Origin of the sequence: Desulfatibacillum aliphaticivorans DSM 15576, assembly GCF_000429905.1 — a bacterium.
Taxonomy (GTDB): domain Bacteria; phylum Desulfobacterota; class Desulfobacteria; order Desulfobacterales; family Desulfatibacillaceae; genus Desulfatibacillum; species Desulfatibacillum aliphaticivorans.
Window position 1 is genome coordinate 20,859 of sequence record NZ_AUCT01000024.1, and the last position, 14,823, is coordinate 35,681.

At 56.0% G+C, this 14,823-nt stretch carries 8 protein-coding genes; 2 read left to right on the forward strand and 6 right to left on the reverse strand.

The window, feature by feature from the left end:
* Positions 1–58: 58 nt before the first annotated feature.
* The 6 genes from G491_RS34255 to G491_RS0119665 form a co-directional block, all read right to left on the reverse strand.
* The gene (locus G491_RS34255) at positions 59–2,443 is read right to left on the reverse strand and encodes a PAS domain-containing sensor histidine kinase (protein ID WP_051327395.1); all 2,385 of its coding nucleotides are present in this window, start codon (positions 2,441–2,443) and stop codon (positions 59–61) included.
* Positions 2,444–2,664: 221 nt separating this feature from the next.
* Positions 2,665–3,186 carry a cobalamin B12-binding domain-containing protein gene (locus G491_RS0119645; protein ID WP_028315786.1) on the reverse strand — a complete coding sequence of 174 codons (522 nt, stop codon included), beginning with the start codon at positions 3,184–3,186 and terminating at the stop codon, positions 2,665–2,667.
* Positions 3,167–3,988 (reverse strand): phosphoribosylformylglycinamidine synthase subunit PurQ, encoded by an 822-nt coding sequence (locus G491_RS0119650; RefSeq protein ID WP_028315787.1) that lies wholly within the window; start codon positions 3,986–3,988, stop codon positions 3,167–3,169. The genes G491_RS0119645 and G491_RS0119650 overlap by 20 nt, the downstream gene beginning before the upstream one ends.
* Positions 3,985–6,981 carry an AIR synthase-related protein gene (locus G491_RS0119655; RefSeq protein WP_028315788.1) on the reverse strand — a complete coding sequence of 999 codons (2,997 nt, stop codon included), beginning with the start codon at positions 6,979–6,981 and terminating at the stop codon, positions 3,985–3,987. Before G491_RS0119655 ends, G491_RS0119650 begins: the two co-directional genes overlap by 4 nt.
* Before the next feature lie 732 nt (positions 6,982–7,713).
* A complete protein-coding gene (locus G491_RS0119660; RefSeq protein ID WP_248635456.1) occupies positions 7,714–8,931 on the reverse strand; it encodes a zinc-dependent alcohol dehydrogenase in 1,218 nt (405 codons plus the stop codon).
* A 104-nt stretch (positions 8,932–9,035) separates the two neighbouring features.
* Complete coding sequence (locus G491_RS0119665) at positions 9,036–10,628, reverse strand: DUF4272 domain-containing protein (protein WP_028315790.1); 1,593 nt, start codon at positions 10,626–10,628, stop codon at positions 9,036–9,038.
* Between the two features lie 312 nt (positions 10,629–10,940).
* Here G491_RS0119665 and G491_RS34260 point away from each other — a divergent pair, with 312 nt between their 5' ends.
* On the forward strand, positions 10,941–13,421 hold the full coding sequence (locus G491_RS34260; protein ID WP_051327396.1) for a PAS domain S-box protein: 2,481 nt from the start codon (positions 10,941–10,943) through the stop codon (positions 13,419–13,421).
* On the forward strand, positions 13,414–14,715 hold the full coding sequence (locus tag G491_RS0119675; RefSeq protein WP_015948033.1) for an ATP-binding protein: 1,302 nt from the start codon (positions 13,414–13,416) through the stop codon (positions 14,713–14,715). Before G491_RS34260 ends, G491_RS0119675 begins: the two co-directional genes overlap by 8 nt.
* Positions 14,716–14,823: the final 108 nt, after the last annotated feature.

Here is a 14,823-nt window from a genome sequence, read left to right on the forward strand (position 1 = left end):
ATTCAAAAAGCCGGGAAACCCGATTAAATGGGCTCCCGGCTTTTTTTATGGTTTTCTATCACTGCTTTTTCTGCTGCTCATCCAGCACTTCCCTGATTTTTCGGCCCAGGTCCATGATATTGGCGGGCTTGCTCAAAAGGGCCTTGACGCCCATTTTTTCCACATCGCTGGAGGACGCCATTTCCGAGTATCCTGTGAATAAAATAATAGGCAGGGAGGGTTTGATCTTAAGCATTTTCTCGGCAAGGGCCAAGCCGGTCATTTTGGGCATGGTCAGATCCGTAATGACCAGATCGTAGGATTCGGGCTCCTGAAAAAATGCGTTGCAGGCCTTCAGGCTGTCTAAAAAACAGGTCACTTTGTATCCCAGCCTGTGGAGCATTTGAGCCAGCATTTTAATAATGGCCTCTTCATCGTCGACGATTAAAAGGCGCTCGCACCCTTTGGGAACCGGGGAAATATCCTTTTCCACAAAATCCCCCTGGGTGATGGGGATGATGGGCAGGTACACGTTAAAAGCGCTCCCCTTGCCCACTTTCGATTCCACGCTGATATGGCCCTTAAGTTTCTGCACGATGGCCAACACCGAGGCCAAGCCTAAGCCGGTGCCCTCTCCGGCTATTTTTGTGGTGAAATACGGCTCGAAAATGCGTTCGATCACATCCTTGGAAATGCCGCAGCCCGTGTCCCGAACCGTCAGCCTGGCGTAGTCTCCCGGGGCGATTGGCAACACCGATTCTCCCTGGCTCGGGTTGATATGCTCTTCAACAAGACTGATATACAGCAGCCCCCCTTGATCCAGCATGGCGTGGTAGGCGTTGGTGCACAAATTCAAGAGCACCTGGTGGATTTGGGTCGGGTCCGCCAGAATCATCCGGCATTTTCTGGAAATTTTCGGGTTGATCTGGATTGTGGAGGGCAGGACCGCCCTGAGCATGCGCAGCACGTCCTCCAAAATCGACTGGACGGCCACAGGAACCACTTCCTGTTCCGTGGGCCGGGAAAAGGAAAGTATCTGCTGCACCAGATCCCTGGCCCGGTACGCGGATTTTTCAATCTCCTCCACGTTTTTATACGGGATGGATTCCGGCGTCAGATCGTCCTTGAGCATTTCTGCATAGCCCAGGATAGGATACAGAATGTTATTGAAGTCGTGAGCAATGCCTCCCGCCATGGTGCCGATGGCCTCCATCTTGCGGGATTGCACCAGCTGTTTTTCAAGCCGTTCCTTTTCCTCAATGGCCAGCTTGGTGGGGGTGATGTCTTCCAGAAAATTTTGAAAGCCTACAATCTCGCCCGAGGAGTTGGACGCGTCGCTGAACACAAGCTGGGGAATGGTTCGCAGCCATCGAATCTCCCGGGACGCGGTCACCACCCGAAGGACGTAAGGCTTCACTTCCTTCCGGGTGGTTAGGGCTTGGTTTCTCTGCTGATGCATGACCGGCAGGTCTTCAGGGTATAGTATGGGAAGAAACGAAGAATTCTTCCAGTCGCGCAGGTTGTAACCAGTGACCTCCTCAATTTTTTTATTGGCGTACACAATCTCGCCGTCCAGGTTGGTGATCAACATCCCAATGGGAGCGTTCTCCACGAAATCCTTGTATTTCGCCTCACTTTGGGCCAGTTGCAGAACGGTCATCTTGGAGTCGGTCAGATCCGTATGGTGCCCAATAAGGGCGATCACCCGGCCCTCGGCGTCCATAATGCCGTCTGCCTGCAGATCCACGTGAATAATCTGACCGTTTTTGGTGCGCATCTCCACCTCGCCGCTCCAGAACTCTCCGTTCTGAATGGTCTCGAAGACTTCCACCGCCTGCTCCTGGTTATTGTACAGGGATTGGGGGCTCTTATTGCGCAACTCTTCCAGGCTGTACCCGAACATGCGGGAAAAAGCCTCGTTATGATAAAAATGCCTGCCGTCGGGGTAGGACATGCCCACGGCGTCTTTACTGCCCCGCACGGCGGCTTTCAAACGCACCCGCTCCATGTCCTCCTGACGCCAGGGAGGATGGTCGGATAGCAGAGCCACCAGGCTCTTCAGGCCTTCTCCGTTTCCTACGGCTTGCAGCCTGGCGGAGCATGAAATGCGTTCGGCGCCTTGTCTGTGAACGACGACCGGAAGCGAGGCGCATTCAGCCCCCCCTTGTTTCGTCCTTTCAAGGAATAATCCCAGGGAATTGGAATCAATGCTGAACAGGCTCCGAAGATTGGTCATGCCTACAAGTTCCGGCTCCGAAAACCCTGAAAGCCTGCAAAACATGCGGTTCACTCGTGTGATGCAAGTCTTTTCCAGATCGATTTCCACGTAAGCCATGGGAATATTGTCAATGTCGCAAAGGGATTCCAGGGCGTGAAGCAACCCGTTTTCCGGGGATTCCCGGAGGCCGGAGGGCTCGGGCGGCTCGTAGGCATTCTTGTTGGTCGTTTCAGGCCGTCGTCCCACAGATTCCCTCCGTATCGGCGATAAAAGCGGCTTTTTTCATGACACTGAAAGCAAGGCAATGGTTTTGAAAACCAAATAGACTACAACTATAAAGCGATTATGGGGGATCAATCAAGAGTGAATTTAGAAAATTTGCACAAAAGACCCTGTATACGGCATAGTTTATCGCCTTTAATAATAAATAAATTCAGTTCTCTTGGTTTTGATGAAACCAAAGTTTTTTATTTGAGGGATTTCAACAGATACTGCAAAAAGGCCAGGGCGTCCTTGGCTACGTAGTCCACACGGGCCTCGTCAGCCAGGTCGGGATCAAAGAGAAAGGCGGCGCCTCCGGCGATGAACAGGGTGTCTTGGGGGATGGAGCGTCCAATGCGCACGGCGTCTTCGTCGGAAAACTGCTGCAGAACGGTCAGGCCCAGAACCCGGGCCTTTTTGTCGTGACAGGCCTGGATGATCTTGTCAGGAGATTGAAGCAGGCCGAGTTCAACTATTTCCAACCCGGCGGCCTTGGCGTATTGATGGATGAGGTCCAGGCCGTAGCCCATGGCGTCGTCCAGGGTGGCGGTCACCATGACGGGGGGAGGGTTCCACAGGCCGGGGAAATTGTTCGCCTGCTTCCACTCCAAAATAGCCTGAATCCCTTCCTCCATCTGGAAGCGGGTGGCTTTTTTGTTATGGAAGCAGGCGATCAGGGAATCCAGTTTGCCCCTTAATTCTGAAGGGCTACTGGTTTTCCCGGACATAATTCACACCGTTGATAAAAATTTGTAGCCCGGGGGACACGGCGTCGCCCATGGCCTCGCCTTTGCGCTTTTTTTCTTCCTTGATCCGGGTCCACTGGGGATGGTTGGAATAATGCACCGTGGCCTCAGGATGGGGCATGAGCCCGAATATGCGCCCCGTGGGGTCGCATATGCCGGCGATGTCGTCCACAGCCCCGTTGGGGTTTTCCGGGAACTTGCCGTTGGCCGGAGAACCGTCGGCCAGGGCGTAGCGCAAAGCCACCTGGTTGTTATCCTGCAGGCGTTTGATCACCGCGTCTTCGGCGTACAGCTTGCCTTCTCCGTGGCGCACAGGCAGATCAAAGGATTCCAGCCCCTTGGTGAACACGCAGGGAGATTTTTCGTTGGGCGCAAGATACACCCAGTCGTCCCGGAAGTTGCCGGAGTCATTGTACGTCAGGGCAACGCTTCGAGAGGTGTAGTCATTGTCAAAACCGGGCAGCAGGCCGAGATTGACCACCGCCTGGAACCCGTTGCAAATGGCGATGACCAGCCCGCCTTTTTCCACGAATTCCAATAACTGTCCGCCCAGGTTGTTTTTCATTCTGGTCGCCTGAATGACGCCTGCGCCGTGATCGTCGCCCCAGGAAAAGCCGCCGCCGAAGGCCAGGATTTGAAAATCCTCCAGGCGCTCCTCGCCGGCGATGAGGCTGTTGATGTGAACCCGAACGGGTTCGGCGCCGGCCAAAGAAAAGGCGTTCGCGGTTTCGTGGTCGCAATTCAGGCCGTATCCCGTAAGGACGAGCACCCGGACCTTTTTCATATCAAACCTCCAAAGCGTTTTTTCCACGCATCTTTCATGTCCTGCACTTCCGTACGGATGATTTCAACACCGTCCAGCCCTTTGATGGAAAGAACCGGCGCTTCCGTGACCTGGCCGACGCAGGCCGCGGGCAGGCCGGCGAAAATTTCTTCAAACCGCTCTTTGTCCGAAGGCGCCACGGTCAGGATGAACCGGCCCGCGCTTTCGGAATACAGCAGCGCATCGTCCCTGTCCGCGCCTGCGGCCGGAACCTTGGCCAGATCCAGGTCCATGCCCAGGCAGCCGGCCATGGAGCACAGGGCCAGATGCACGGCCAGACCGCCGCGGTACACGCCGCGCACTGAGGCGACGCAGTCTTCGGCCATGGCTTTGTAAAGGGCCTTGTACAGGGCCATATTGGCTTTTGCGTCCACTTTGGGGACGTTCAGGCCCAAGTGGCCGAGATGTTCATAATACTCCGAGGCGCCCAACTCATTTTTGGTGAGGCCCGCGATGTAAACCAGATCCCCCGGCGCCTTCACATCCATGGTCTTGCAGTGAGCCACGTCGTGGACCAGGCCGGTGGTGGTGAATTGAAGCGTTTCCAGGGCCGAAACCTTGTGCCGCTCGCCGTAGCGTCCGGGAAGGTGCCCGTCCACGTACATGCTGTCCTTGCCCGAAAGCAGGGGCAGGTCGTAGGCGTTGCACAAATCCCTCAAGGCCAGGCACGACCGGACCAGTTGGGCCGCCTTGTGCTTGCCGTCGGGATTTTGCTTTTCGTCGAAAATAATGGTGGGCCAGCAAAAGTTGTCCACCCCGCCGATTTGTTCGGGATCCGCGCCCACGGCCAACACCCTTCGAACGGCCTCGTCCATCACGCATGCCGTCATATGATAGGCGTCAATGGCCGAGTATGTGGGCAGCACAGCCTGGGAAATGGCGATGCCGCTTTCCGAAGTCAGCACCGGGCGATACACGGCGCCGTCGCTGGGCGTATCCCGCTTTTTGCCCACCAGGGGCTTGATGGCGCTGGTTCCCTGCACTTCGTGGTCGTATTGTCGGGTGATCCACTCTTTGGAGCAGATGTTAGGCCGGTTAAGCATGTCCAGCAGCAGACCGTTGTGATCCGCCGGGGCGGACAGCACCGGCTCCTTCAGGCCGCGCAGTTCGGGCGGAACCCATTCGGCCTCGAACTCCCATTGGGGGAAGGCCGCCGTCAGCAGATCCATATCCACGTAGGCGCAGGTTTCGTCCTTATATGTGATGTGCAGCTTGCCGGAATCCGTGTAGGTTCCAATGACCGTGCATTCCACGGCGTGCTTTTTGGCCAGGGCGAAAAACTGCTCTTCGTGCTCCGGCTTGATGGAAAGGGTCATGCGCTCCTGGGATTCGGACACCCAGATTTCCCATTGATCCAGGCCGTCGTATTTAAGGGGCACCTTGGCCAGGTCCACCTTGCAGCCATCGGAAAAACGGGCCGATTCGCCCACCGAGGAGGACAGGCCGCCGCCGCCGTTATCCGTGATAAAAGCAATAAGCCCCTGGTCCCTGGCTTCCAGCAAAAAGTCGTGCATCTTCTTTTGCGTGTATGGGTCGCCGATCTGAACGTGTCCGGCCGGGGTGTGTTCGGAAAACACCTCGGAAGAGGCGGTCACCCCGTGAATGCCGTCCTTGCCCACCCGGCCGCCGCACATGACCACCAGCTCGCCGGGGGAGGTGGTTTTTTCCTCGGACGGGCCGCCGTCCACCTTGGCCGGCATAAGGCCCAGGGCGGTGACGAACACCAGGCATTTGCCCAGGTAGCCGGGGTCAAAGCAAACCTGGCCGAAGGCTGTGGGAATGCCCGACTTGTTGCCGCCGTCCTTCACGCCCTCGATGATGCCGTCCAGCAGGCGCCTGGGAGTGAGGCGGGGTTTCAGGTCGCCGTTGTAATCCCTGGGGCCGACGCAGAACCCGTAAGTCCCGGCGATGAGCTTGGAGCCCTTGCCCGTTCCCATGGGGTCGCGGTACACGCCGACGATGCCAGTAATGGCGCCGCCGTAGGCTTCCATGTTGCTGGGCGAGTTATGGGTCTCTCCGGTGATGGAGTAATAATGATCGTCGTCAAATTTTCCCACGCCTGCATTATCCCACAGCACGGATATCACCCAGGGCTTTTGGGCCGCAATGGCCTTGGTGGGATCGCTGATGCAGGATTTGAACAGGTTGTCCATGACCATTTTTTCGCCCGTGGCAAGATCCGTATAAAAGAACTTGCCGCCGAAGGTGTTGTGGTTGCAATGGTCGCTCCGGGCCTGGGAGATGTATTCCAGCTCCACGTCCGTGGGTTCGGAAAGCCCCACTTCCTTGCGGGCTTCCAGAACGTCCTTCCGGAGAAAATAGGAGCGGATCGTGGGAATGTCGTTGGGGTTGAGCGCCAGGTTCCGTTCATCGGAAATGCGCATAAGCTCTTCATCGCTGGAAATGGAAACCGTGGACACCGAAGGCTCGTGGTCCAGCTTAACCTTGGGGATGATTACGCCCACTCCGGTTTTGGGGTCCCATTCCTCCTTGCTGAACACCTTCCATTGCTGAATGATGTCGTTGGCCAGGATTTCCTTGGCGATTGTCTCCATGTCCCGCCGGGTCAGGCCTTTTCCTTTGCAGCAATAGCGCATGCTGGTGTAAACGGCCTGATCCTTGGTGAACTTCAGGCCGAACAGGTCTTCAATGGCCTCTACGGCCGTGGCGCCCGGGTTGTCTCTGACGCCGGGCCTGTAACCCACCCAGATCACCCAGTCAAAATCGATTTCCAGGGGGGCGTAGCTTGAGACCTGAATCACCGGATTAGTAAAGATTTCCGTGCGAAGCCGCTCCAACTGGACGTCAGACAGGTCCGCGTCCAGGGTCAGGATGTTTACGGACCGGACGCCGTCCAGGGCAATGCCGAAATAGCTCTTGGCTTTTTGGGCCACCCCGGCGCCGTGGGCGTCGATCAGTTGCGGTTTCAGACTGATTTCAAGGCATGAAGGCATGACATGAATCCTTTGTTTTATTAGATAGATAATCGCCCGGGGCCAAAATGGAACAGTCCAAGCGTAAAAAATATTGTCTATAAAGCCCGCCCTGGCTTGTCAAGAAAAGAAACCCTCGGCCTCAGGACCAACGCATGTAAAGGGTCCGCGTGCGGCGTTTGGTTTTTGGTGGATTTTACGAAAACATAACCACTTGTAAATATTCAACGTCCATTGCCGTATTCAGCCTTTTGGTTTTTATGCTTCCCTCAATGATTTGTTTTTCTTGAGCAAATTCAAGGCGATATGCCTCAGCGCCGCCGGATACTCAGGGGCGTGCCCAGCCATGATCCGGCTTTCATCCTGCCGGAATGCAATGTCAAGAACCCAATGCACATACCCCCAATGACTGCGAACGGCCTTCCCTTAACTGAATGTAACTGCGTCGCCGCGAGGCGGGGTGGGGAGCAACGGGAAGTGAACGACCAGTCCGTAGGATGACGAACTCGATCCGCGCCAAGACCAAAACGCTGGTGGGCGCCCCATCGCCGTTATGTGAATCAAGGCGCTGGGAAAGACAAATCTTCCTACGTCCTGCGCGAAGCGCCATTTGAACAGTTTTGATCAAACTTTTTGCCGCTTCACGGCGTGTAGAAAAGAGGTTTGCCGCCGGAGGCATTATTTCTTCTGCACTTCCAAATTAGCAGGGTTTCCGGGCAGTTCAGGTTCCCGACCTTTTCGGGTTTTTAGCCGTTAAAAGGCAAACATGGTTTTGACGGCGCGGGTTTTGCCTTTATCCAGATTGGTTTGAATCAGTTCTTTATATTGCCCCAGGGAAAAGGTGTGGGTGATCATGCTTTCCAAAAACTCGGAATGGTCCAGGGCCAGCCTCATGGACGTGGTGAAGGCGTGCTCGCGCCTGCCGTTCACCATGTTGTATCCATAGGCGAAAACCCCTTTGATCGTCTGTATTTTCAGCCATAGGGGCGTGAGATCCAGCTTGACGTCGTCCCCTATCCCGACCACGGACAAGACTCCCCGGCCGGCCAAACAGCGCATGGCTATATTGATAGTGGCGCCGGTTCCCACGCAGTCGAAAATCTTGGTGAAGCCGCCCATGCAGATGTCGTCGCCCATGACCGGCGAGTAGCGCTCGGCGTCCGTAATGCGGGCTGCGGCGGCGAACAGGTTTCCATCCTTGATGATGTGGTCGGCGCCGGCCCTTTTAACCATGTCCTGGGCGAAGGGAAAAGGCTCGGAAACCGTGATGTCGCATTCCAGGCCCATGGCGCGCAAAGCCCACACGATCATCTGTCCTATGACCCCGCCGCCGATGACCAGCACCTTGTCCTTGTTTCCGGGCGGGTTGTCCAGGACGGCCTGGACGGCAACGGCCACCGGTTCGGTCAGGGCGCCCAGACGGGGGCTCAGGCCTTCGGGCAGTTTGAACAACTGGCTCTGGTGGGCCACGGCGTGGGAGGCGAATCCTCCGGGGACGTCCCGGCAGATGCCGTTGAACATGCCGGGCGCCAGGGCGCCTTTGGCCATGTTCTGGCAATTGGCGGGCCTGCCCGTTCGGCAAATGGGGCAAATGGGGCTGATTTTCCGGGCTTCGCATCCAAGGTGGGGCGCCACTGCCACGACATCTCCCAAATCAAAGCCGGTGACGTCCGCGCCTTTTTCCACAATCTCGCCGCAATACTCGTGCCCCATGATGCAGGGCATGGAGGTGAACGGACTGGCTGAGGGAGAGTCCTTCAGAAAAATCAGGTTCATGTCGCTGCCGCAAAACCCGCAATATTTCACCTGGATTTTCACCCAGGACTCGTCGGGCAGCTTGGGCTCGGGAACATCCACCAGCTTGACGGTGGCCAGTTTGCCGTCATAATAGGCCTTTTTGTTCAATGGGCTGATGGCTTTCAGGGCGATGAACCTGGGAACGGAAAATGAAAACTGCAGGGCTTCCATCATGGGCCTCCGTTTGGATTGTTCTTGGGAAATGATGCAAGGGGGACAACGCTATTTACCAAATTTACACAAAAAGCCGTAAAAAATGCAATGACAAACTGAATTTATCAGGTGTCCGTGGGGGTTGAGTCCCAATCCTCGGCGTACATGCAAAGCCAGTTCAGGGCCAGATGCCGCTCCCTGGCTATGGATGCGGCCAGTTGGAGTTCCTCCGGCCCCAGGCTGGCGTAGGCCTTGCCGAAAATGGGAAAATCCCCGCCCAAGGGCTGGGGGATTTCGTTTTGATTAAAAGCCGCATTGGCCGCCTGGCTGATTATCTGCTCAAAAGTATAGCCTTCCGGGGCTTCCACGCCCTGCTCCATGATCTGCGTGGTCCTGGCTCTCCAGTGCCAAAGCTCCGCCAGTTCCCGGGCGTTTGCAATTTCTTCCACGCCTCTCAGTTTTGCCTGGTTCTGAAACAGGGATAGGGGGTCTGGAACGGATAAATCCTCTTTGGCGGCCAGCAAGGGAACCTTTTGGGACAGGTCCTCCCATTCAAAAGGATGGTCGTAGGGAGGGATCTCCTCCACCGCGCCCAAAGCCCACAAGAGCACCCCCAGAGCTTCATTCCGCCAGCATGCGGCGCCGGCTTCCTGTTGGGACCAGGTTCCGCCCATACGGCGCAAGAGGGCGGATTCGGAATCAGCAAGGGCCTCATAAAGGGCGTTGCCCTTCACCCACTGGTATAATTCCTTGATCTCTTTATGGATGCTTTCGTTGCCCCTTGCCTGGGATTTTCGCAGTTTGATCTCCAGCCTGCCCCGTTTAACCATGACGGCCAGACACAAGGCCCTGCGAGCCACGGCCTGGGCGTCCTGCAGTTCTCCGCCAACTTCCGGTTTGATGCGCGTCAATTTATGGACGCCCCGGAACCTCTCCAGGGCCAGGCTGAGCAAAATTCCCAGGACGAACAAAAACACGATCACCCATCGTGGATCCCATTCGTATTTCATCCACAAAACCAGGCCCAGGGCCGTCATAGCGGAGAAGACCAGAAAGATGACAGCCTGCACGGCCGCCAGAACGGGCGGGGCCTGCTCCATGCCTTTAACCTGCTTTTTGTTGAGCATTTCAAGCAATGCATTCAAGGCCTGGGAAGAAAAGGGCCTTAAGGAGGCGATGGGCAGCTTGGGGTTGTACACGGTGTAAACCAGGAACACGCCCTGCTTTTCCTGCATGTGGTCTATTTCATCCCATTGCAGAAAAAAGGAGACGCCCGCCCGCATGCCTTCCTCGCCAACGTAAAAAGGCGCTTTCAGCTTGATCACATTTCCGAAAAAAAAGAAGAGCCCCAGGGACAAAAAGGCCGTGAACAACGCCGAATAAGGCTGCGTGGGAAGATCGGACGATGCTCCGTTCAAAATAACCAGGGATTGGAGGACGGTGAAAAATGCGCCCAAAAGCACAGGCGGCCACAGCATCAAGGACATCCACCAGTCGGTTTTCAACGAGGTCAGGTACGTGGCGTCTTCAATAAGAATTTCGCCTTCGGGATTTTCAAACTCCACAGGAATGGACAAGTGATTGTAGACCATGAGGCCGGGGATGATCACCAGAAGGGCGTGGGCCAAGAAATTCGCCGGGGCGGGGGAATAGGCGAAAGGCCTTCCTGTAAGCCACAAGTACCCCAGGCAGCCGGCGCCGGCCGCAGAAACAAGCAAGATCAAGCATCCAAAATGATTGGACCTAGTCGTATCAACCCTTTTGGCTTTAAGGGGTTGCGGCATGATTGCTATGGCTCCGAGAATAAATTAAGCGGCGTTAATGTTGTGGTGCACGATAACACCAGGACCCGGCCCAAGGCAAGCAGGGTTTTGTGTGATTCGTTCAAAGCCCGAAGGGGATCGGGCGTTATGACAATCACATAAACCTTTTCGGTATGATTATTGCTTACTAATTTCCAGATATTTCCAGGACCGGGCTGCGGCTTTTTCCTCCCGCATCCCGCCCGGCTCAACAAATTGAGGACATGAATGAAACTGATTTACCGGCTGTTTATAGGCTTTTTCTCCGTGGTGCTGCTGACAGGCTTTGTGGGCCTGATCGGATTGGACGCCGTCGACAAACTGGGGGAAGCCGTGCGCAGAATAGAACGCGATAATATTCCCCACACGCTTTTGCTTGAAAGCATCACCGGCTCGTCTCACGAGGCCTGCGTTCAGGCGCTCCGTTTCGCCCTTCGAGGAGGGGAAGCAAACAGAATCAAAGCCCTGGAAGCCCTGGGTGAAATCCAGTCGGGTTTGCAGGAATATTCCGGGATAGTCCAAAACGACCCGAACAGGGAGGAGGCGAAGGGCCAGGAGAGGGTAGTCCAAGAGAAGGCGGCCGCCTTTAACCAGACGATGAGAAGCTATTTGGCCATGAACGAAGGGTATCACATGGAGCGGATGAAAGAGTCGGGATCTTTCAGGCCGGATTTTATCCCTCAGGTAGCGATGGATCAGGAAAACTCGCTGCGCATTGCCAAGCAGGAATTGATAACCAGCCTTGACTCTCTGGCGCGTATAGAACAACGCAACCTCAGGGATTTCTCCCAGTCCGCCGCGGAGATCGCCTCAAAAACAAAGTTTTTAATCCTGGCGATTGCCATTGGCGCTCTGATTTTCGCTGTTTTCCAGGGAATCGCCGTATCCGGCTCCATTTCCAAACCCTTGGATAATCTTGTAAAGGCCGCCATGGAAATCGGCAAAGGCAACCTGAACGTCTCCATAGAGGAAAAGGGGGACGTGGAAATCGTCCGCATGGGCGAGGCCCTGAACCGGATGATTCAAAACATGGAGGAATCCAAAAAGCGGCTCATTGACATCAATGAGTTGGAATCCGCTCAGGAGGCCCTCCGAAAAAGCGAGAATCTGCTCCAGACGCTGATCAACACCACCCGGGACGCCATCATCGCCATTGACCAGACCGGCAGGATCACGCTGTTCAACCACGCGGGCGAAAAAATGTTCCAGCGCACCCGGGAAGAGATGCTGGGGCAGTCCCTGGAGCCCCTCATGCCGCCGGAATTCCGGAAAAACCATCCCCAGTATCTCCGGTCCTATTTTTCCACGGGAAAACCGGACGCCGCCATGGGCAAAATCCTGGAGCTCCCCGCCATGCGGGGAGACGGCGCGGTTTTCCCCATGGAGATTTCATTGTCTTCGGGGGAGGCCGACTCCAAAACCTTTGTGGTGGGCATAGCCAGGGACATCAGCGAAAGAAAAAGAACGGAAGAAAACATCATTCGGGCCAAAAAGGAATGGGAGCGGACCTTTGACGCCGTGCCGGACCTCATCGCCATCATTGACAGCAACCACAAGATAGTCCGGGTGAACAAAGCCATGGCCGCCGCCTTTGGAACCACCCCCGGCAAAATGGCGGGGGCTTCCTGCGCTCAGGTGGTTCACTGCACCAGCGGGCCTCCGGACTTTTGCCCCCACGTCCTGTCCTTGACGGACGGCAAATACCATGACGCCGAAGTGTACGACGACAATTTGGGCGCCCATCTGCACGTGAGCACCTCCCCCATCCGGGACGCCGAGGGCGTCATCACCGCTTCGGTGCACATCATGCGGGATATCTCGGACCGGAAGCGGGCGGAGGCGGAGCTGGCAAAAACCCATGCCAAGCTCATAGAGACGGCCCGGCAGATCGGCATGGCCGAGGTGGCCACGGGCGTGCTTCACAACGTGGGCAACGTGCTTAACAGCGTGAACATTTCCACGGAAGTGATGCAGCGCAAGGTCAAGGATTCCCGCATTAACGATTTAATGGAGGTCATGAACCTGGTGAAGGAGCATGAGGATTCCTTGCCGCACTTTCTCTTTCATGACAGCCAGGGCCGGGAAATTCTTCCGTTTTTACATGATCTTTCCCTGCATCTTGCGGAGGAGCAAAACGCCTTGCTCAAGGAGATCAACGAGCTTTCAGGATACACCTCCCATATTTCCGAAATCGTCAAAACCCAGCAGGAATGGAGCAAGGTTCCCGGCCTTGTGGAGCCCCTTTCCCTGAAAGACGTGGTGGAGGAGGTCCTGACCATCAACGCGGCCGGCCTGAAAAGAAATAATATCCAGGTGGTGAGAGACTATCAACCGGTCCCGGACGTTGCGGCGGACAGGCGCAAACTCACCCAGATTTTGATGAATCTGGTTTCCAACGCCGGGCATGCACTGAATTCCACTGCAGAAGAGGAACGCATTTTGACCGTAAGCCTCTTTTCCGACAGCCCCGGCTTCACCTCCGTCCGGGTGACGGACAACGGAGAAGGGATCGCCAAGGAAAACATGTCCCGCTTATTCCGATACGGCTTCACCACCAAGAAAAAAGGCCACGGCTTCGGCCTGCATTCCTGCGCCCTGGCGGCCCAGGAAATGGGAGGCAGCCTTTTCGCCGAAAGCGAAGGACCCGGCCAGGGAGCTTCGTTCACCATGAGAATACCCAGCAATGACGGAGGAAGGAAAGATGCCTGACCCGACCGCCGCCTTGAACAAGCGGATCCTTATTATTGACGACAGCCCGGATATCCACAGGGATTACGTAAAGATACTGGCCAGGCCGCTCGACACCTCCGATCTGGACGCCAGAAAAGCCATGATATTAGGCTCCCAGCCCAAAGCCGCTTCCAACGCTCCGATCTACGACCTGGAACACGCCCTCCAGGGAGAGGAAGGGGTGGAAAGAATCCGGCAGGCGGTTACGGACGGCGCCTATTTCGCCGCGGCATTTGTGGACATGCGCATGCCCCCGGGCATTGACGGCCTGGAAACCATCCAGGAAATCTGGAAGATCGACCCCAAAGTGGAGGTCGTCATATGCACGGCCTATTCGGACTACTCCCTGGAGGCCATCCGTAAACGCCTGGGAGACTCCCATCAGTTATTGATCTTAAAAAAGCCCTTTGAAAGCATGGAAGTGGCACAACTGGCGGCCGCGCTCACGCAAAAGTGGAGCAACGCCAGGCAGGCCGAGTTGAAGCAGTGCGAGTTGGAAGTGCTGGTGGAGGAACGCACCCGGGAGTTGGCCATGGCCAAGGAGGCCGCCGAAAAGGCGAACCGGTGCAAGGCCGAGTTCCTGGCCAACGTCAGCCACGAATTGCGAACGCCCATGAACGGGGTGAAAGGAATGCTGGAGCTTTTGTTGGAGACCGCCATGAACGCCGAGCAGCAGGAGCTGGCCCAACTGGCGCATCAAAGCGCCATGAACGAACTGGAAATCATCCAGGCCATCCTGGACTACGTGCGCATGCAGGAGGGGGACCTGGAAATCAGCCCGGAGGAATTCAACCTTCACAACCACATTAGCGAAGCCTTGGAAGCCCTGGAAGCCCGGGCCCAAAAACGGGGCCTGAATTTCCAGCTCAGCTTTTCGGACAATATCCCCCCCGCCTTGTACGGAGACCCGCTTTTAATCCGCCGCGCCCTCATCAATCTGGTGAGCAACGCCATCAAGTTTACCTCCCAGGGAATGATCCAGGTGGACGTCCGGTCCACGGATCATGCAGAGTCGGCCATTATCCGCTTTTCCGTCGCCGACACCGGGGTGGGCGTTCCCAAGGACATGTTGGAGAAAATTTTCGAATCCTTCACCCAGGTGGACGGCTCCGCCACCCGCTCGTACATGGGGGCGGGCCTGGGCCTGACTTTAACCCGGCAGATCATCACGGGCATGGGCGGTTCGCTGGGGGTGAAGAGCGAGTTGAACTCCGGGTCTGAGTTCTGGTTTGAAGTCCCCTTGAAAAAAGCGCTCTGGGACGGCCGGTTATAACCAAATTTCAGCAGGAAACAGCCGCAGAATTCTTGACACTAGTCCTGTTGACTGATACATAACAATAGTGGAGTTAGGTAAATATTTTCATCGAGCGCAAGATTTGCG

Coding starts and splice junctions, on each gene's coding strand:
- G491_RS0119645 (WP_028315786.1), bottom strand. CDS start 3,186: ATGTCCGGGAAAACCAGTAGCCCTTCAGAATTAAGGGGCAAACTGGAT.
- G491_RS0119650 (WP_028315787.1), bottom strand. CDS start 3,988: ATGAAAAAGGTCCGGGTGCTCGTCCTTACGGGATACGGCCTGAATTGC.
- G491_RS0119655 (WP_028315788.1), bottom strand. CDS start 6,981: ATGCCTTCATGCCTTGAAATCAGTCTGAAACCGCAACTGATCGACGCC.
- G491_RS0119660 (WP_248635456.1), bottom strand. CDS start 8,931: ATGATGGAAGCCCTGCAGTTTTCATTTTCCGTTCCCAGGTTCATCGCC.
- G491_RS34260 (WP_051327396.1), top strand. CDS start 10,941: ATGAAACTGATTTACCGGCTGTTTATAGGCTTTTTCTCCGTGGTGCTG.
- G491_RS0119675 (WP_015948033.1), top strand. CDS start 13,414: ATGCCTGACCCGACCGCCGCCTTGAACAAGCGGATCCTTATTATTGAC.